The organism is Microbacterium sp. PM5 (assembly GCF_003293595.1).
In the GTDB taxonomy this organism is placed as follows: Bacteria; Actinomycetota; Actinomycetes; order Actinomycetales; family Microbacteriaceae; genus Microbacterium.
The window spans coordinates 1,105,598-1,124,141 of sequence record NZ_CP022162.1; the positions used below are offsets into that span (position 1 = coordinate 1,105,598).

General features: G+C 68.9%; 16 protein-coding genes. 13 read left to right on the top strand and 3 right to left on the bottom strand.

Annotated elements, in window-relative coordinates; genetic code table 11:
- The first annotated feature begins 8 nt into the window (after positions 1–8).
- The 4 genes from CEP17_RS05465 to CEP17_RS05480 are packed head-to-tail and all read left to right on the top strand — an operon-like array spanning position 9 to position 5,537.
- Positions 9–440 (top strand): preprotein translocase subunit YajC, encoded by a 432-nt coding sequence (locus CEP17_RS05465; protein ID WP_112931537.1) that lies wholly within the window; start codon positions 9–11, stop codon positions 438–440.
- A 35-nt stretch (positions 441–475) separates the two neighbouring features.
- A complete protein-coding gene (gene secD, locus CEP17_RS05470) occupies positions 476–2,215 on the top strand; it encodes a protein translocase subunit SecD (protein ID WP_112931538.1) in 1,740 nt (579 codons plus the stop codon).
- Positions 2,215–3,204: a protein translocase subunit SecF gene (gene secF / locus CEP17_RS05475; RefSeq protein ID WP_112931540.1), complete on the top strand. Its 990-nt coding sequence runs from the start codon at positions 2,215–2,217 to the stop codon at positions 3,202–3,204. Before secD ends, secF begins: the two co-directional genes overlap by 1 nt.
- 59 nt (positions 3,205–3,263) lie before the next feature.
- Positions 3,264–5,537 carry a bifunctional (p)ppGpp synthetase/guanosine-3',5'-bis(diphosphate) 3'-pyrophosphohydrolase gene (locus CEP17_RS05480; RefSeq protein WP_036315117.1) on the top strand — a complete coding sequence of 758 codons (2,274 nt, stop codon included), beginning with the start codon at positions 3,264–3,266 and terminating at the stop codon, positions 5,535–5,537.
- Here CEP17_RS05480 and CEP17_RS05485 read toward each other — a convergent pair.
- The 3 genes from CEP17_RS05485 to CEP17_RS05495 all read right to left on the bottom strand — a co-directional run bounded on the left by CEP17_RS05485 (position 5,516) and on the right by CEP17_RS05495 (position 8,040).
- Entirely contained in the window at positions 5,516–6,073 is a 558-nt protein-coding gene (locus CEP17_RS05485) for an SAM-dependent methyltransferase (RefSeq protein WP_036315114.1), read from the bottom strand. The genes CEP17_RS05480 and CEP17_RS05485 overlap by 22 nt on opposite strands.
- Positions 6,074–6,166: 93 nt before the next feature.
- A complete protein-coding gene (locus CEP17_RS05490; RefSeq protein WP_112932877.1) occupies positions 6,167–7,621 on the bottom strand; it encodes a DUF349 domain-containing protein in 1,455 nt (484 codons plus the stop codon).
- Positions 7,622–7,737: 116 nt separating this feature from the next.
- Entirely contained in the window at positions 7,738–8,040 is a 303-nt protein-coding gene (locus CEP17_RS05495; RefSeq protein ID WP_112931542.1) for a dioxygenase, read from the bottom strand.
- 137 nt (positions 8,041–8,177) lie between these two features.
- Here CEP17_RS05495 and CEP17_RS05500 point away from each other — a divergent pair, with 137 nt between their 5' ends.
- From CEP17_RS05500 to CEP17_RS05540, 9 genes are all read left to right on the top strand, one after another.
- The gene (locus tag CEP17_RS05500; protein WP_239498592.1) at positions 8,178–9,509 is read left to right on the top strand and encodes a replication-associated recombination protein A; all 1,332 of its coding nucleotides are present in this window, start codon (positions 8,178–8,180) and stop codon (positions 9,507–9,509) included.
- Between the two features lie 55 nt (positions 9,510–9,564).
- Complete coding sequence (locus tag CEP17_RS05505; protein ID WP_112931544.1) at positions 9,565–11,073, top strand: tetratricopeptide repeat protein; 1,509 nt, start codon at positions 9,565–9,567, stop codon at positions 11,071–11,073.
- Between the two features lie 25 nt (positions 11,074–11,098).
- Positions 11,099–11,833 (top strand): DUF1361 domain-containing protein, encoded by a 735-nt coding sequence (locus tag CEP17_RS05510; RefSeq protein ID WP_112931546.1) that lies wholly within the window; start codon positions 11,099–11,101, stop codon positions 11,831–11,833.
- Positions 11,834–11,986: 153 nt separating this feature from the next.
- The gene (gene rpsD, locus CEP17_RS05515; protein ID WP_039415992.1) at positions 11,987–12,616 is read left to right on the top strand and encodes a 30S ribosomal protein S4; all 630 of its coding nucleotides are present in this window, start codon (positions 11,987–11,989) and stop codon (positions 12,614–12,616) included.
- A 154-nt stretch (positions 12,617–12,770) separates the two neighbouring features.
- The gene (locus CEP17_RS05520) at positions 12,771–13,052 is read left to right on the top strand and encodes an ATPase (protein ID WP_239498593.1); all 282 of its coding nucleotides are present in this window, start codon (positions 12,771–12,773) and stop codon (positions 13,050–13,052) included.
- A gap of 70 nt (positions 13,053–13,122) precedes the next feature.
- Positions 13,123–15,786, top strand: coding sequence for an alanine--tRNA ligase (gene alaS, locus CEP17_RS05525; RefSeq protein WP_112931549.1), 2,664 nt, complete (start codon positions 13,123–13,125; stop codon positions 15,784–15,786).
- Entirely contained in the window at positions 15,783–16,256 is a 474-nt protein-coding gene (ruvX, locus tag CEP17_RS05530) for a Holliday junction resolvase RuvX (RefSeq protein ID WP_112931551.1), read from the top strand. Before alaS ends, ruvX begins: the two co-directional genes overlap by 4 nt.
- Entirely contained in the window at positions 16,256–17,704 is a 1,449-nt protein-coding gene (gene mltG, locus CEP17_RS05535) for an endolytic transglycosylase MltG (RefSeq protein WP_112931552.1), read from the top strand. The genes ruvX and mltG overlap by 1 nt, the downstream gene beginning before the upstream one ends.
- A complete protein-coding gene (locus CEP17_RS05540; protein WP_112931554.1) occupies positions 17,685–18,542 on the top strand; it encodes a shikimate dehydrogenase in 858 nt (285 codons plus the stop codon). Before mltG ends, CEP17_RS05540 begins: the two co-directional genes overlap by 20 nt.
- Positions 18,543–18,544: the final 2 nt, after the last annotated feature.

The following is an 18,544-nucleotide window of genomic DNA, read 5'->3' on the forward strand; positions in this document are numbered from 1 at the left end:
GTATCCGCATGGATTGGATTCTGCTCGTCGCGATGGTGGCGCTGCTCGGCTTCATGTTCTGGAGCTCCCGCAAGCGCGCCGCCAAGATGAAGGCGGAGCAGGAAGCCAAGGCGCGAGCGATGCTCCCCGGCGTCAAGGTCCTGCTGCAGGGCGGCCTGTACGGCGTGCTCGTCTCCTACGACGGTGAGGACCTGTCGAAGGCGGCGACCGTCGAGCTCGCGCCGGGCGTCGCGGTCGAGGTCCACAGCCAGGCCATCCTGCGCGTCGTCGACGAGGAAGACGGCACCGTCACCGAGGACGAGTTCATCGAAGCCGAGGCCGACCGGGCCGAGTACGAGGGCGACGTCGCGAACGGCATCATCTCGTCGGTGAGCGACGACCGCGCCGCCGCGGCCGGCGAGCAGAAGGCCGAGCCCGGCGACGCCAAGCCGCACGCCTGACCTCGCTCCACGTTTTCGAAGAAAGCTGACCCTCCGTGGCCACACCCACCCCGGTGCGCCGTGCCTGGCGCGCACTGACCGGACTCCTCGTCATCACGGCACTGCTGTTCGGAGTGAATGCCCTCGGCGTCTACGTCTTCGGCAAGAGCTCCTGGACGCCTGAGCTCGCGCTCGACCTGCAGGGCGGCACCCAGATCATCCTCGAGGCGAAGACGCCCGACGGCGCCGCACCGACGACCGACCAGATGAACCAGGCCGCGGCCATCATCCGTCAGCGCGTCGATGCGTCGGGTGTCGGCGAAGCCGACATCACGACCCAGGCCGGCAACCAGATCGTGGTTCAGATCCCGGGGCAGGCCGATGAGGAGACGCGCAAGCGCATCGAGTCATCCGCACAGATGCAGCTGCGAGCCGTGCTCGCCACGACAGCGGCGAGCACGTCGTTCGTCGGCCAGGACGGCAACTCCACGCCGTACCCGACGCCCGACCCGTCTCTGGCCGCCACACCCACGGCGTCGCCCACCAACGGCAGCGACCTCAGCTGGATCACCCCCGCGCTGCAAGCGAAGTTCCTCGCCTACGACTGCACCAACAAGGACAACGACCCGGCGAACAGCCCCGCAGATCAGCCGCTGATCGCGTGCGACCCGACGGGCACGGCAAAGTACCTTCTCGGTCCCGTCGAGCTCGACGGCTCGTCCATCAGCGATGCCACGAGCGGCATGAACACTCAGAACGGTCAGTGGGTCGTCAACATCGTGTTCGACGATCAGGGCACAAAGATCTTCGGCGAGGTCAGCCAGCGGCTCTACGCGTTCACCCAGGCGGGCAAGACCCCGCAGAACCAGTTCGCCTTCGTTCTGGACGGAGCGGTCATCTCGGCGCCGTCCATGAACGGTGTGATCCTCGACGGCAAGCCGCAGATCAGCGGCTCCTTCAACCAGGAGAGCGCCAAGACGCTGGCCGACCAGCTCAAGTACGGCGCCCTGCCGCTCAGCTTCGGCATCGTGAGCGACAACGCCATCTCGGCGACGCTGGGCTCACAGCAGCTGCAGATCGGCCTGATCGCCGGCCTGATCGGTCTGGCGCTCGTGGCGCTGTACTCGCTGATCGTGTACCGCGCGCTCGGTTTCGTCATCATCGCCTCTCTCGGCGTGATGGGTGTGCTCACCTACATCACACTGTGCATCCTGGCCTGGCGCATGGGCTTCCGCCTGTCGCTGGCCGGCGTCGCAGGTCTGATCGTCACGATCGGTTTCACCGCCGACTCGTTCATCGTGTACTTCGAGCGCATCCGCGATGAGCTGCGTGACGGCAAGTCGATCACGGGCGCCGTCGAAGACGGCTGGGGCCGAGCGAAGCGCACGATCTACATCTCGAAGTCGATCAACATCCTCGCGGCCGTCGTGCTGTACATCCTGGCGGACGCGACCGTGAAGGGATTCGCCTTCACCCTGGGTCTTACGACCTTGATCGACATCCTGATCTTCATCCTGTTCACCCATCCGGTTCTCCAACTGCTGGCGCGTACCCGCTTCTTCGGCGGAGGACACCCGCTCTCCGGGCTCGATCCCGATGCGCTCGGTGCCGTCTATCGAGGGCGCGCGCAATTCCGCACCCCAGTCCTGGACGGAGCGAAGGGCTCCGCTGCTCGACGTACGGGCCGTTCACGCGGTGAGGCGGAGCGCCGCCAGACGATCGCGGAGCGCAAGCAAGCGGAACTGGCCGCCAAGAACACCGGCAGACCGAACTCGGCGACGGAGGGAGACGACTGATGCGCTCTATGAACGAGTTCGGAAACGACCTCTACACGGGCAAGACCTCCTTCCCCTTCGTCGGACGTCGCCGACTGTGGTTCATCATCGCCGCAGCCCTGGTCATCGCGGCCGCCCTCGTGCCGCTGTTTCGGCCGATCCAGTTCTCGATCGAGTTCACCGGCGGGTCGCAGTTCACCGTGAACCAGGTCGCGAATCCCGATCAGACCGCCGCCACGGCGGCCGTGCAGTCCGTGGTTCCCGGTGCGACGACGAAGGTCACGACCATCGGTTCGGACGCGCTTCGCATCCAGACCGACCAGATGACCAACACGGAGACCCAGGCCGTCACCACCGCCTTGGCGCAGAAGTTCGCCGTGCAGGAGTCCGACGTCAGCTCGTCCTTCATCGGACCGAGCTGGGGTCAGGATGTCACCCGCCAGTCGCTGTGGGGGCTCGCGATCTTCCTCGCGCTCACGTTCGTGATCCTCGCCATCTACTTCCGCACCTGGAAGATGTCGGTCGCGGCGATCATCGGACTGATCGATGTTCTGGTCGTCACGGTCGGCGTCTACGCCCTCTTCGGCTTCGAGATCTCGCCCGCAGCCGTCATCGGCTTCCTCACGATCCTGTCGTACTCGCTGTACGACACGACGGTCGTCTTCGACAAGATCCGCGAGAACACCCGCGAAGACGGCGAGAAGTCGGGGCGTACTTTCGGCGAGTCGGTCAACCTCGCGGTGAACCAGACGCTGATCCGATCGATCAACACGACGGTGGTCGCCGCGCTTCCGACGGGAGCGATCCTGTTCATCGGAGCGCTGTGGCTCGGCGCGCAGACGCTGACCGACATCTCCCTGTCGATCTTCGTCGGAACGATCGTCGCCGCATACTCGACGCTGTTCGTCGCGGCGCCGCTGTACTCGCTGCTGCGTGAGAACGAGTCGGACCTCAGGGCGCGTGATGCGCGCGTTCTGGCTGCACGCGAGCGCGCCCGCGTCGACGCGTGAGCAGGGCACGGTCCGGCCGGGCGTAGGATTGACGGATCATTCAAGGCGGAGGTGAGCGGATGGCCGAGACGGTTCCCACGTCTGCCGGAAACGTCGCGCCCCCGCCCAGTTCCACTCTGCGCCGTCTGGTGCCTCGCATCTTCTCGCGTGCGCCGTCACGCAACGGCGTCGAACAGCTGATCCGCACAGTCCGCACGCACCATCCGAAGGGTGACGTCGCGATCATCGAGCGCGCCTATCAGGTGGCGGCTCGGGCGCACGCCAGCCAGAAGCGGCAGAGCGGCGAGCCCTACATCACGCACCCGCTGGCCGTCGCGCAGATCCTCGCCGACCTCGGCCTCGGTCCGCGCGCCATCGCCGCCGCCCTCCTGCACGACACCGTCGAAGACACCGACTACCGGCTCGACGAGCTGACGGCGGATTTCGGCGACGAGGTCGCCATGCTCGTCGACGGCGTCACCAAGCTCGACAAGGTCAAGTACGGAGACGCCGCACAGGCGGAGACCGTCCGCAAGATGATCGTCGCGATGTCCAAAGACATCCGGGTGCTGATCATCAAGCTGGCCGACCGGCTGCACAACGCGCGCACCTGGGGCTTCGTGCCCCCGGAGAAGGCGGCGAAGAAGGCGACCGAGACGCTCGAGATCTACGCGCCGCTGGCTCACCGGCTCGGCATCCAGGCGGTCAAGAGCGAGCTGGAGGATCTGTCCTTCGCCGTCCTGCACCCGAAGCTGTACGCCGAGATCGACAGCCTCGTGAAGCAGCGCACGCCTCAGCGCGAAGAGTACGTCCACAAGGTGATCGAGGCCGTCGAGGCCGACCTGCGTGACCTCCGCATCCGAGGGCGCGTCATGGGCCGGCCCAAGCAGCTCTACTCGGTCTATCAGAAGATGGTCGTGCGCGGCCGCGAGTTCGACGACATCTACGACCTCATCGGCATCCGCGTGCTCGTCGGGACCGTGCGCGACTGCTATGCCGTGCTGGGCTCGATCCATGCGCGCTGGACGCCGATTCCGGGTCGCTTCAAGGATTACATCGCCACCCCCAAGTTCAACCTCTACCAATCGCTGCACACGACCGTGATCGGCCCCGGCGGACGCACTGTCGAGATCCAGATCCGCACCAACGAGATGCACCAGCAGGCGGAGTACGGCGTCGCCGCGCACTGGAAGTACAAGGAGCGGATGGCGGGCGGGAAGTCCGACACGAAGGCCGTCGACACCGACATGGCCTGGATCGCGCACATCTCCGACTGGCAGGCGGAGACGGCCGATCCGGGGGAGTTCCTCGACTCGCTGCGCTTCGAGATCGGCGCGAAGGAGGTCTACGTCTTCACCCCGAAGGGGAGGGTCATCGGTCTTCCCGCGGGGGGCACACCGGTGGACTTCGCGTATGCGGTGCACACCGAAGTCGGTCACCGCACGATGGGCGCGAAGGTCAACGGTCGACTCGTGCCGCTGGAGTCGGAGCTGCATTCCGGCGATGTCGTCGAGGTCTTCACGTCGAAGAACCCGGATGCCGGGCCGAGCCAGGACTGGCTGAGCTTCGTCAAGAGCACGCGGGCGCGCAACAAGATCCGCGGATGGTTCACGAAGGAGCGCCGCGAAGAAGCGGTGGAGCAGGGTAAGGACGCCATCGCGCGGGCCATGCGCCGGCAGAACCTGCCGCTGCAGCGACTGATGAACCAGGACTCGTTCACCGAGGTCGCCCATCAGCTGCGCTACGAGGACGTCACGGCTCTGTACGCCGCCGTCGGCGAGGGGCACGTATCGACGCAGTCGGTGATCGAGAAGGTCACAGCGCTGGTCAGCTCTGAGGAAGACACCTCCACGGGCCCGATCGAGATCCCGCACATCGGACGCTCGAAGGCGCCCCGCGGCGGCGACTCTGGTGTCCTGGTGCGCGGCGCCCCCGACATCCTGGTCAAGCTCGCCAAGTGCTGCACGCCGGTGCCGGGCGACGACATCGTCGGGTTCGTCACGCGGGGCAGCGGCGTGTCGGTGCACCGCGCGGACTGCACGAACGTCCGGTCGCTGCAGGATGATCCGGACCGCATGATCGACGTGGCCTGGGCGCCGACGACCAAGAGCGTGTTCCTGGTTCACATCCAGGTCGAGGCACTCGATCGCTCCGGGCTGCTGAGCGACATCACGCGAGTGCTGAGCGAGCACCACGTCAACATCCTCTCGGCGTCGGTGCAGACCACCAACGACCGCCTCGCGCTCAGCCGCTACGTGTTCGAGATGGGCGACATCGTGCATCTCGACCGGGTGCTCAACGCCGTCCGCCGCATCGACGCCGTGTACGACGTCTACCGGGTGACCTCTTCCTGAGCGCACGTGCGCAGCACGGCGATGGCCGCGCGCTTGTGGTGCAGCGGTGGGCCGTCGGCCAGGACCTGCGCGGCCGTCGAGGCAAGACCCGGAGACCAGCGGAGAACAGCGGCGATCTCCGCCGCCGTGTCGACGCCGCCGCACTGATCCCGCACGAGATCAGCGAGCGTCCGGGCCGGTGTGGTCACGGCGACACCCGAGATCGCCATCACGTCCTCGCCGCGCAGCGCGACGTCGCGATAGACCAGTCGGTTGTCGACCACGGAATGGATCCGCCGCGCTGAGAACCGCTGGACGTCATGGCGCACCGGCGGCTCCGCCAGCGCACCGTGCACCCAGGCCGCCGATCGTCGCGTCAGCGCGAGCGCTGCCGACATCAGCGGACGCAGCGATCCCGCGCGCAGTTCCCGTGTCTCCACGGCATCCGTCGGCATGTAGGCCTCGCCGACCTCGACGAGGTCGCCGTCCAATCGAGCCGCGCTCAGCTCAGCCGTCGACAGCCGATCTCCGGCGAAGTAGAGGAAGGGCCAGCCCATGAGGGCAGTCTCCCCGTCGCGCGCGGTGCGCGGACGGGGAGACGGCGATCTGTGGACAGATTCGGACGGGGCCCGGCCGGGGAGGACGTGTCCTCAGCCGCCGAGGGCCTTCAGCCAGCCCTTGCGTGCCTCGAGCGCCTCGGTGGCCTTCGCGATGGCTCCCGCATTCTTCGACGCCTTGGCCTTCTCCAGGTCGGCTTCCAGGCCGGCGATGGCATCACGCAGCTGCTGCGTCATGTCGTTCTGACGGGCCTTGGTCTCGGGGTTGTTGCTCTTCCAGTCGGCATCCTCACGCGCCTTGACGCCCTGCTCGATCTTGCGCAGCTCGTCGTCGAGCCCACGCTCGGCTTCGCGCGGGAAGATACGACCGATCTCGTCCCAGCGACGCTGAATGCCGGTCAGCAGCGTCCGGGCCTTCACCAGGTCCTTCTCCTGCGGCACGGCTGCAGCCTCAGCGAGCAGCGCGCGCTTTGCCTCGATCTTCTCTCGCGACGCCTCGGCATCCGCCTGCTCACGGTCGCTACGTGCGGCGTACAGCGCATCGCCGGCCGCCTTGAAGCGTGCCCACAGCGCGTCGTCGGCCTTCTTACCGGCGCGACCCGCGCTCTTCCACTCGTCCAGCAGCGTGCGGTAGGCGCCGATGCCGTCCTCGCCCTTGCTGGCGAGCGCCTCGGCGCGCTCGACGAGGCGTGCCTTCGCGTCGCGAGCGGCGCGGTGCTGTTCGTCCATGCCCGAGTAGAACTCGCGGCGGTGCTTGTCGAGTGTGGCGCGCGCATCGCGGAAACGCTTCCACAGCTGCTGACCCGTGCTCTTAGGCAGACGCGGCCCGGTGGCCTGGTGGGCCTGCCACTGTGCGAACAGCTCGCCGATCTCGGCGGTCGTCTGCTTCCACTGGATCGACTTGGGGTCGCGGGCGGCCAGGGCTTCGATCCGCTCGACGAGCGCCGTCCGCTCTGCGATGGCGGCGTCGATCGCCTCGCGCTGGGCCTGGGCTTCTTCCGCCGACGCCTCGCTGAGGGCGGCATCCAGCGCGCTCAGCCGCGCCTCCAGTGCGGCGAGGTCGCCCACGGCGGCGGCACCGACGACGCGCTCACGCACGGTCGCCAGCGTCGTGCGCAGGTCCGATGCCGATGCCCCACCGTTGCGGTGACGAACCTCGAGCAAAGTGACCTCACCGGCGAGATCGACGTACTTGCGCTCGAAATACGCGAGAGCCTCGGCGGGCGTGCCATCGGGGTACTGACCCACGACACGCCAGTCGTCGCCCTCGCGGACCGAGACGGTACCGTCGTCGTCCACGCGACCGAACGAATCGGGCGCAGACGCCGGAAGCGGGGCGACCGCGGCGCGTCGCGCGGGCGGGCGGGGAACCGGCATCGCCCGAGGCGCCGGAGTCGGAGCCGGCGCGGCCGGAGCCGGCGCGGCGTCCGCAGCCGTCGCCTCGTCGACGAGGGGCGCGGCCTCTTCGGCGGCAACGGTGGCGGTGTCCTCGACAGGGACCTGTTCGGCAGGCTCGTGGTCGGGCTGGGAAGGGGAGACGTCAGTCACGGATAGCACCTCGTCGCGGCGCACGCCGCATGGGGGTTCGGTCGGCATAAGCCTATACGGGCACGCCCGTCATCCGCGGAGCGCCCACCCCGGACGCTCGCCGAGGGCCAGGACGGTCAGGGAGCGGTCGTCGGCGTCGGGGTCGGGGCGGGGATGTCGGATGAGCCGGGCAGCTCGACCGGAGTGGGAGCGGGTGTGCCGGCGTCTGTCGGTGCGGGTGTGGGAGCGCCCGGACCCGCCGTGTAGTACGCGACCTGCCCGCCGACCACCGCGAGGATGAGGAGTCCTCCGGCGACGCCGGCGATGACGTTGTCGCGGCGCCGGCGCGCGATGAGGCTCGCGTGGAACTCCTGGCGTGCCCGATAGACGCGTGCGCGTTCTTTCTCGTCGCGCGATTGCTTCTTGCCCGCCGCAGCCACCCGGACCTCCTTCGTCGTCGCGCACCACGACCGCGGTCATCCGGGCCGCGCGGCGCTCTGGGAAGACTACGTCCCGGCGAGCGCTGTCGACAAACGCGGTCGACCCCGACGTCGGCGGGCACGGATAGCCTGGTTCGGTGGCATCGGCATCCGCTCTCTTCCAGGGTCAGACCCCGCTGGCCGTGCGGATGCGACCGACCTCGCTGGAGGAGGTGGCCGGTCAGGGGCATCTGCTGCGACCCGGATCTCCCTTGGTCGCCCTCGCCGACCCTGCGGGCGCCGCGAAGACGGCCGTCTCGGTGATCCTGTGGGGGCCGCCCGGCACCGGCAAGACGACGCTCGCGCAGGCGATCGCGCGCACGTCCGGACGTCGGTTCGTGGAGCTCTCGGCGGTCACCGCCGGGGTGAAGGACGTGCGCGAGGTGATGCAGGAGGCGATGACCCAGCGCGACCTGTACGGCATCTCGACGATCCTCTTCCTCGACGAGATTCACCGCTTCACCAAGGCGCAGCAGGACGCGCTGCTGCCGGGTGTGGAGAACGGCTGGGTGATCCTGATCGCGGCGACCACCGAGAATCCGTCCTTCTCGGTCATCTCTCCCTTGCTCTCGCGCTCGCTGCTGCTGACGCTCAAGCCGCTCACCGACGACGACCTCGGCCTGCTGCTCGATCGCGCGGTGTCCGACGCGCGCGGCTTGGACGGCGCCGTGGTGCTGGATGCCGAGGCGCGCACGGCGCTCGTTCAGCTGGCCTCCGGCGACGCACGCCGCGCGCTCACCTCGCTCGAAGCGGCGGCAGCGATGGTCGCCGACGCCGATCCAGACGGCGACGAACGCCCGGCCGTGACAGCGGCCCACGTGGCCCAGGCCGTCGATCGTGCACTGCTGCGCTACGACCGCCAAGGGGACGAACACTACGACGTCATCAGCGCGTTCATCAAGTCGATCCGCGGCTCCGACGTCGATGCTGCCATGCACTATCTGGCGCGGATGATCGAGGCGGGGGAGGATCCGCGCTTCATCGCCCGGCGTCTGGTGATCTCGGCATCCGAAGACGTCGGCCTCGCCGATCCGCAGGCGCTCGTCATCGCGGTCGCCGCCGCCGATGCGGTCGCCTTCATCGGCATGCCGGAGGGCCGGATCCCGCTGGCGGAGGCGACCGCCTACCTCGCGACGACCGCCAAGTCGAACGCGGCCTACCTCGCGATCGACAAGGCGATCGCCGACGTACGCGCCGGCGGCTTCGGACGTGTGCCCACTCACCTCCGCGACGCGCACTACCCGGGCGCGAAGCGGCTCGGTCACGGCAAGGGCTACGTCTACCCCCACGATCTCGAGGTGGGCGTCGCCACGCAGCAGTACCTGCCGGACGAGCTGCGGGGCCGCCACTACTACGAGCCGACCGGACGCGGACTCGAACGCGACATCGCGGCGCGCGTCGAAAAGATCCGCAAGATCCTGGGCGACTGAGCGCGTCCGAGGGCGCCGATGAGGGCGCGCCGCCGGCCGGTGCGAGGATCGACGTATGGACGCCGAGAGCGCGCAGCCCTGGGAGCTGCTCACCGAGACCGAGGCCTACGACGGTTACACGCGTGTACGCAGGGACACCTACCGTCTCCCGGACGGCTCGGTCTCCGAATGGGACGTGCTCGAGCAGGGCGACACCGTCGCGGTCGTGGCTCTCACCGACGCGGGTGATGTGCTCCTGTTCGAGCAGTACCGCGTCGGTCCGCGCGCGCTGGTGCGTGAGCTCCCCGGCGGCCTGATCGACGCGGGGGAGGACGCCCTGACGGCGGCGGCGCGCGAGCTGCTCGAGGAGACGGGTCATCGCGCCGCGGCGCTGTTCCACGCCGGGAGCGAGTGGTCGGGTGCCAACTCCACCCGACGCAAGAACGTCGTCGTTGCCGCAGGATGCCGTCGCGTGGCCGACCCGCGATGGGAAGAAGGCGAGACAGGCGTCGTCCGCACGATCGGAATCGGAGAGCTGATCCCGCACCTGCTGGCGGGCGACGTGAGCGACGCGGGTGAAGCCTCGCGCGGGCTGCTCGTGTTCGCGAGGTCGTCCCTCACCGACCCGGTGCTGCGACGTGCGCAGCAATGGATACGCGCGGCCCTGGGCAGCATGCTGCGACCGGAACCTGTGGCAGCGCCCGTCGACGAGTTCACACTGTTCTGGGATCGCCTCGATGCGGACGACCCCGCGGCGGCGCGCGCAGAGCTGGGTCGACTGCTCGACGCGCGCGGACTGGACGACGCCCGCGCCGCATTCGAGCGGGCGTCACTGCACGACGCACTCGGGGAGGAAGATGCGGCGATCCCGCTGTATCGGCAGGCCCTGGAGCGGGGGCTGGGCGCGCCCCAGCGCACCGAGGCGATCATCCAGCTGGCGAGCTCGCTGCGCAACGTCGGCGACACCTCTTCCGCAATGGCGCTGCTGCGCACCATCGGCGACGACGACCCGCTGGTCAGCTCTGCGCGCGCCTTCCTCGCCCTCGCATTGCATGACGACGAGAAGCCGACCGCAGCGGTGCGCACGGCTCTGCAGACGCTCGCGCCGACGCTGCCGCAGTATCGCCGAGCCGTCGACGCGTACGCCGGCGAGCTGGCGAGCCTCGCCCGCATCCGCGCGATCGCCGTCGGCCTCCTGGTCACGGACGGGCACGTGCTGCTCGAGTCCTACCCGCAGACCGACGAGCACGGAGAGTTCCTCCGCGCCCCCGGTGGGGGCATCGAGTTCGGCGAGACAGCGGAGCGCGCCGTCGTCCGGGAGTTCGCCGAGGAGCTGGCGGCCGAGCTCGACGATGTCGTGCTCGAAGCGGTGACCGAGAACATCTTCGACGGCGCCAGCGGTCGAGGTCACGAGATCGTCTACGTCTTCCGCGTGCAGTCGCCGCAGTTGGCCGCGCTGCCCCGGGACCAACGGCTGGCGGTGCGCGACAGCCACACGACGGTCGGCTGGTACGAGATCGCGGCACTGTCGGCGGCTGACGCACCCGCCGTGTATCCGGCGGGCGTGCTCGACCTGCTGCGCTGAGAGTCGAGTGTGACAGGCTGACACGATGCCAGCTCTGCTCATCGGCGTCATCGCCGTCACGCTGCTCAACCTGTACGCGGGCGTCCTGATCGTGCTGCGTGCGCGGGTCTACGGCGTGAAGCTGTACCGGCCGATGCTGCTGAACATCGGGCTCTCCTTCCTTCCGGTTCTGCTCGCCGTGGTCCTCGGCGCGGGACTTCTGCTGCTGACCCCGGTGATCGGCCTGGCGACCGAGGAGATCGCCGGCGCGGGAGCGGTCGCCGTATGGGCCTACCTGATCGTCGCCACGATGCTGTGGCTCGTGTTCTTCCCCAACTCGGTGTACCTGATCACCGAACTCAACTTCAGCCATCGGGCAGAAACCACGCCGGTACCGCTGTGGTACGACATCGTCCAGACGCTGGCGCTCACTCTCTCCGGCATCGCGAACGCCGTCCTCAGTCTGGCGGTCGTGCAGACCATGGGCCTCGCTCTCATCGATCGCCCCGATGGACGCATCCCCGCCGTCAGTTGGGTCTTCGCGGCGAGCGTGATCGTGCTCGGCGCGGTCGGCGTGTACCTCGGGCGCTACCTGCGATTCAACAGCTGGGACATCCGTCATCCGGGCTCGATGATCCGAAAGCTGGGCACCCACCTGCGTCAGCGCGGAAAGGCCCTGGAAGCGTTCGGTTTCGTCCTCACTCACTCACTGCTGATCGGCATCCTCTACGTCCCGCTGTTCGCGCTCGGCTGGTCCGCGTTGCGTGCGGGGGCCCTCTGATACAGTGGAGTGGCTCGAAACCGGTTTTCGGGCATCCCCTCTCTTCTTCACCGACCTTCCGGCATGCCCCGGCGTGCAGTCCGGACAGGGCGAGGAGAGGCGATACGTCCGCGAGGCGCGACAGTCGCGTCCGCGTAACGAAAGGAACACTTCGTGGCTACGAAGTCCCAGGACCGCCGCAAGGTGCGTCTGTCGCGCGCCCTCGGCGTCGCGCTGACCCCGAAGGCAGCCAAGTACCTCGAGAAGCGCCCGTACGCCCCCGGCGAGCACGGTCGCACCAAGCGCAAGCAGGACAGCGACTTCGCCGTCCGTCTGCGCGAGAAGCAGCGTCTGCGCGAGCAGTACGGCATCCGCGAGAAGCAGATGCGCAACACCTTCAACGAGGCCCGTCGCCAGGACGGCCTGACCGGTGAGAACCTCGTCGAGCTGCTCGAGATGCGCCTCGACGCCCTCGTGCTGCGTGCCGGCTTCGCCCGCACCACGGCGCAGGCGCGCCAGCTCGTCGTGCACCGCCACATCCTCGTGGACGGCCAGCTCGTCGACCGCCCGTCGTTCCGCGTCAAGCCCGGTCAGCTCATCCACGTCAAGCCCAAGAGCGAGTCGCTGGAGCCCTTCCAGGTCGCCGCTCTCGGTGGCCACGCCGAGGTTCTGCCCCCGGTTCCGGGCTACCTCGAGGTCGAGCTCGACAAGCTGCAGGCCAAGCTCGTGCGTCGTCCGAAGCGTGCGGAGGTCCCCGTCACGGGTGACGTCCAGCTCGTCGTCGAGTACTACGCCGCGCGCTGACGTGCGCTGACACGTTTCGACTCGCTGCGCCTGCTCAACGACCGGGTGTGGTGGATCGACCGTGTGTCGTCCGAAGGGCGTCGGGGTTCTCCCCGGCGCCCTTCGGCGTTCCCGCAGACCCATCGAGACGGGCCGTGCACCTAACATGGAACGCATGAAGAAGGTGCTGTGGTTCGTCGTGGGTCTCGCGGGAGGCTTCGTCGCCGCCCACTTCGTGAACAAGGACCCGCGCGGCCACGAGGTTCTCGCCGAGGTCGATGCGCGCATCACCGAGTTCACCGAGCGCATCGGCGAGGCGTACCGCGCCCAGGAGGCGAAGATCGACGGCATCGCCGAGAACGTCAAGGATGCCGCCGCCCACGCCGTCGACGCGGCCACGGACACGGTCTCCCGCGCCGTGGATGCCGTGTCCGACGCCGCCACGAACGCCGACTGACCACACACCCGCACCGTCCCGTACGGGACCGTCCGTCCCGCACGCCCGTGCTCTGCCGAGGAACCCACAGATGAAGACCGCCGAGATCGCCCAGCGCTACCTGGACTACTTCGAGAAGAACGGGCACACGATCGTGCCCTCGGCATCCCTGGTCACCGACGACCCGGCACTGCTGTTCACCGTCGCCGGAATGGTGCCGTTCATCCCCTACCTGTCCGGTGACGTGCCGGCCCCCTACGCTCGCGCGGCCGACAATCAGAAGTGCATCCGCACCAACGACATCGAAGAGGTCGGCAAGACCCCGCGGCACGGCACCTTCTTCCAGATGCTCGGCAACTGGTCGTTCGGCGACTACTTCAAGGAAGGCGCCATCCGCTACGCCTGGGAGCTGCTGACCACATCCGAGGACGACGGTGGACTGGGCTTCGACCCGAAGGATCTGTGGGTCACGGTCTACGAGGAGGACGACGAAGCGCACGATCTGTGGTTGCGTCTCACCGATCTTCCCGAGGAGCGCATCCAGCGTCTGGGTAAGGACACGAACTACTGGTCCACGGGACTGCCCGGCCCGGCCGGCCCGTGCTCGGAGATCTTCTTCGACCGCGGTCCCGCGTACGGCATCGACGGCGGACCGGCGACCGACGACGACCGCTACGTCGAGATCTGGAACCTCGTGTTCATGCAGTACGAGATCACGGACGTGCGCAGCAAGTACGACTTCACGATCGTCGGCGAACTGCCGAACAAGAACATCGACACCGGCATGGGCTTGGAGCGCATCGCGTTCATCAAGCAGGGCGTCGACAACATGTACGAGACCGACCAGGTGCGCCCCGTGCTGGACGCGGCCGTGGCCCTGTCGGGAAAGGCGTACGGCGCCGACCACGACGATGACGTGCGCTTCCGCGTCGTCGCCGACCACGTGCGTTCCTCGCTCATGCTGCTGAGCGACGGCGTGACGCCGGCGAACGAGGGCCGCGGCTACATCCTCCGCCGCCTCATGCGCCGCGTGATCCGCTCCATGCGTCTTCTGGGCGTGGACGGACCGACCTTCGCGACCTTGTTCGCGGCGTCACGCGACGCGATGAAGGACGCCTACCCGATCGTCGGCGCCGACTACGACCGTCTGGTGACCTACGCCCTCGCGGAAGAGGCCACGTTCCTGCGCACTCTCGCCGCCGGCTCGGAGAACCTCGACGCCTCGATCGCGGCGGCCAAGGACGCAGGCGGCACCACGATCGGCGGCGCAGAGGCGTTCCTGCTCCATGACACCTACGGCTTCCCCATCGACCTCACGATGGAGATCGTCGAGGAGGCGGGGCTCACCGTCGACCGCGATGCGTTCGACACCCTGATGCATGAGCAGCGCGCTCGTGCGAAGGCCGACGCGCGCTCGCGCAAGCGCCAACTGGCCGATACCAGCGTCTACCGCGACTTCCGCGCGAAGGGCGAGACCGTCTTCACCGGCTACACCGATTGGGAGACCGAGTCGACCGTCCTCGGACTCCTCGTCGACGGTGCCCCCGCACAGCGGGCGGTGCAGGGGCAGATCGCGGAGGTGATCCTCGCCGAGACCTCGCTGTACGCCGAGAGCGGCGGACAGGTCGCCGATAAGGGTGTGATCGTGGGTCCCGGCTACGAACTCGAGGTCCTGGACGTGCAGCGCCCGGTGCCGGGGCTGGTCAGCCACACGGTCGAGGTGACCTCGGGCGAGGTCGGCGTGGGCCAGCCCGCGACGAGCGTCGTGGATGCCGTCAACCGCCGCGCGGCACAGCAGGCGCACTCGGCGACCCACCTCGTGCACGCGGCCCTGCGCGACACGCTCGGAAAGTCGGCCACGCAGGCCGGATCGCTCAACCGCGCCGGCTACATGCGGTTCGACTTCTCCTGGGGTCAGACACTGTCGGAGGCGACCAAGACGGAGATCGAGGAGATCGCGAACAACGCCGTGCGCGACAATCTGCAGGTGAGCACGCGCGTCCTCCCTCTCGACGAGGCCAAGGCCGCCGGCGCGATGGCGCTGTTCGGCGAGAAGTACGGCGACACGGTGCGCATGGTCGACATCGGCGGCCCCTGGTCGCGCGAGCTGTGCGGCGGCACACATGTGAGCTCCAGTGCGGAGATCGGCCTCATCAACCTCGTCGGGGAGTCGTCCGTGGGCGCGTCCACGCGACGCGTGGAAGCTCTCGTCGGTCTGGACGCCTTCCGGGAGCTCGCTGCCGAGCGTGCCATCGTCTCGCAGTTGTCGACCTCGCTGAAGACACCCAAAGACCAGCTCGCGAGCCGCGTCGCCGATCTCGCCGCGAGCCTGAAGGCCGCTGAGAAGCGCATCGCCCAGTTCGAGGCCAAAGCTCTGGAGAGCCGGCTGCCGGAACTGGCCGGGTCGGCGCAGGCGACCGGCGCGTTCCGCCTCGTCGCCCAGTCGCTGGGTGGCGCGGCGTCGGCGGACGATGTGCGCACGTTGGCCCTGCAGGTGCGCGAGCGCGTGGGCGCCGGTGCCGTCATCGCGCTCGGCGCCGTCGTCGGCGGCCGGCCCATCGTCATCGTCGCCACCGACGACGCAGCCCGCGCGGCGGGTGCCAAGGCAGGCGTGCTCGCCAAGAGCGCCGCCGCAGCGCTCGGCGGCGGCGGCGGCGGACGTGACGATGTCGCGCAGGGCGGCGGCACCGACGCGGATGCCCTCCCGCAGGCGCTCGCAGCAGTGACGCGTGCGCTGGAGACCCCCGGAGCGTGAGCGGCTTCCGGCCGGGAGTTCGCCTCGGGATCGACGTCGGCAAGGCGCGCATCGGGGTGGCACGGTGCGATCGCGACGGCCTGCTTGCCGTCCCCGTGGAGACGGTGCCCCGAACGGATGCCGCAGCGGCGCACATCGCGCGCCTCGCCGACGAGTACTCCGCCATGGAGCTGCTCGTCGGCCTGCCGATCAGCCTGTCGGGCGGCGAGACCGCCTCCACCGATGATGCGCGTGCGTTCGCGAGCGAGGTGCGCGCGGCATCCGGGGTGGAGGTGCGCCTCGTCGATGAACGCCTCAGCACGGTGAGCGCGCACGCGGCGCTGCGTGATGCCGGACGCTCCCAGCGTTCGTCTCGTAGGATTGTCGACCAAGTCGCCGCCGTCGTCCTGCTGCAGCAGGCGATCGACGTCGAGAAGAGCACCGGCGCCCCCGCCGGTGTCGCCGTGCCCGACCCGCAGGAGCCCGCCTGATGCCTGACACCCCGCCGAACGACGACGAGTTCGCGGACCTGTTCAGCAAGCTGCCGACCCCGCGCGAGCAGGCGCCGGCATCGGGCGAAGGGGCCCCCGTCCCGCCGTCGCGCCGCGCCGCGAGGGAGGCTGCGGCTGCCGCGAACGTCGCCCCCGAGACGACTCCGTCGGACACGAGCACACCGACTGCGACGCCGGTTTCCGCGCGCGCGGGCAACGAAGCTGCCGAACCGCGCCCTGCGGCCGCGGCACCGGAGCCACTGGTCGCCCACGCTGCACCCGCGCATCAGCAGCTCGATGCGCTCTTCAGCGCGGAAGCGCACTCCGACCGCGGGCACGGCAACCGGCACGATCGCGATCGCCGGAAGAGCCGCATCGCGGGCTGGGTGATCTTCGGCGTGATCCTGGCGATCCTGGGTGGCATCGTGGGTGGCGGCTTCTATGTCTGGAACACCTACGAAGACAAGATTCGGGCCTTCATGGGCTGGGAAGAGCCCAAGGACTACGAGGACGGCATCGCCGAGGGTGACGCCACCGTGACGATCGTCACCGGAGACACCGGATCGACGATCTCGACCTCACTCTTCCAGGCCGGAGTCACAAAGACCGACACCGCCTTCTACGACTATCTGATCAAGACCGGACAGAACCCGGACTTCCAACCGGGCGTGTATGCGCTGAAGCAGAAGATGTCGTCCGCAGCAGCGCTCAAGGCTCTCGAAGACCCCACCAGTCGACGCGAGAACACGGCGCAGCTGCCCGAGGGTCTGACGATGAATTCGACCCTGACGCGACTCGCCGACGGCACCGGCATCCCGCTCGCCGACCTGCAGGCGGCCGTCGCCGATCCCTCGCAGTACGGTGTCAGCGCCACCACGCTCGAGGGCTGGCTGTTCCCGGCGACGTACACGTTCGATCCGGGAACGACGGCGCAGCAGGTGATCAAGACCCTGGTCGATCGCACGGTGACCTCTCTCGACAAGGCCGGCGTGCCGAGCGACCAGCGCGAGCGCATCCTGACCGTCGCGTCGATCATCCAGCGCGAGGCACGGTTCACGGCCGACTTCTACAAGGTGTCCCGTGTGATCGAGAATCGCCTCGACCCCAACAACGAGGAGACCCACGGTCTGCTGCAGATGGACTCGACGGCGCAGTACGGCTACAACGAGATCAACAAGGGCACGGCCAGCTCCTCGGCGGAGGCCCTCGCCAACGACAACCCGTGGAACACGTATCTGCACCCGGGTCTGCCGATCGGGCCCATCGCCAACCCCGGCGACCTGGCCATCGATGCGGCGATGCACCCGGCCGACGGTCCGTGGCTGTACTTCGTGACGGTCAACCTCGACACCGGGGAGACGATCTTCAGCACCACGTATGCCGAGCACGAGAAGGCCGTCGCGCAGTGGCAGCAGTGGTGTGCCGCCAATGACAGTGCCGACTGCTGAGGTCCCGTCCGGGTCGCTGCTGGAGGTGTGGGGCGACCCGATCGCTCACAGCCTCTCGCCGCAGATCCACGCCGCTGCATACGCCGCGCTGGGCTGGGACTGGACCTACGGACGGCGGCGCGTTGCAGCGGCCGACTTCGCGGGGGAGGTGGGCCGGCTCGCCCCGGCATTTCGAGGGCTCTCGCTCACCTTTCCGCTGAAAGCCGAGGCCTTCGCGGCCGCCGCGGCCCGTGATCGCACGGCCGAGCTCACCGGCGCCGTCAACACGCTCGTCCGCGTGGGCGGGCAGTGGCGCGGCTTCAACACGGATGTCGGCGGAATCGTCGGCGACGTGCGAGCCCACGGGCTCGACACGATCGAGACCGCACGCATCATCGGCGCCGGGGCGACCGCGACGTCTGCGCTCGTCGCTCTCGCGCAGCTCGGCGCCCACACGGTCGACGTGGTCGCGCGACGGCCCGACGCCGCGCACGCCCTCGCCCAGCTGGGGGAGCGCCTGTCGGTGGCCGTCTCGATCGCGCCGCTCGAAACGGTCCGGCCGGCGCCCGTGGCGCTCACGGTCTCCACCCTGCCCGGCGGGGCCGACCTGCCGGAGGACACCGCACGACGTCTCGCCTCCGGCGGAGGGCTGCTCTACGACGTCGTCTACGGCCACTGGCCGACCCCGCTGGCCACGGCCTGGCAGACGACCGGCGCACCCGCCGTCAACGGACTCGGCATGCTGGTGCGACAGGCCGTCCTGCAGATCCGCGCGTTCCGGACGGGCGACGTCGAGCAGCCGCTGCCCGGCGAGGATGCCGTCGTGGACATCATGGCCCGCGCGCTCGTGGGAGACTAGGC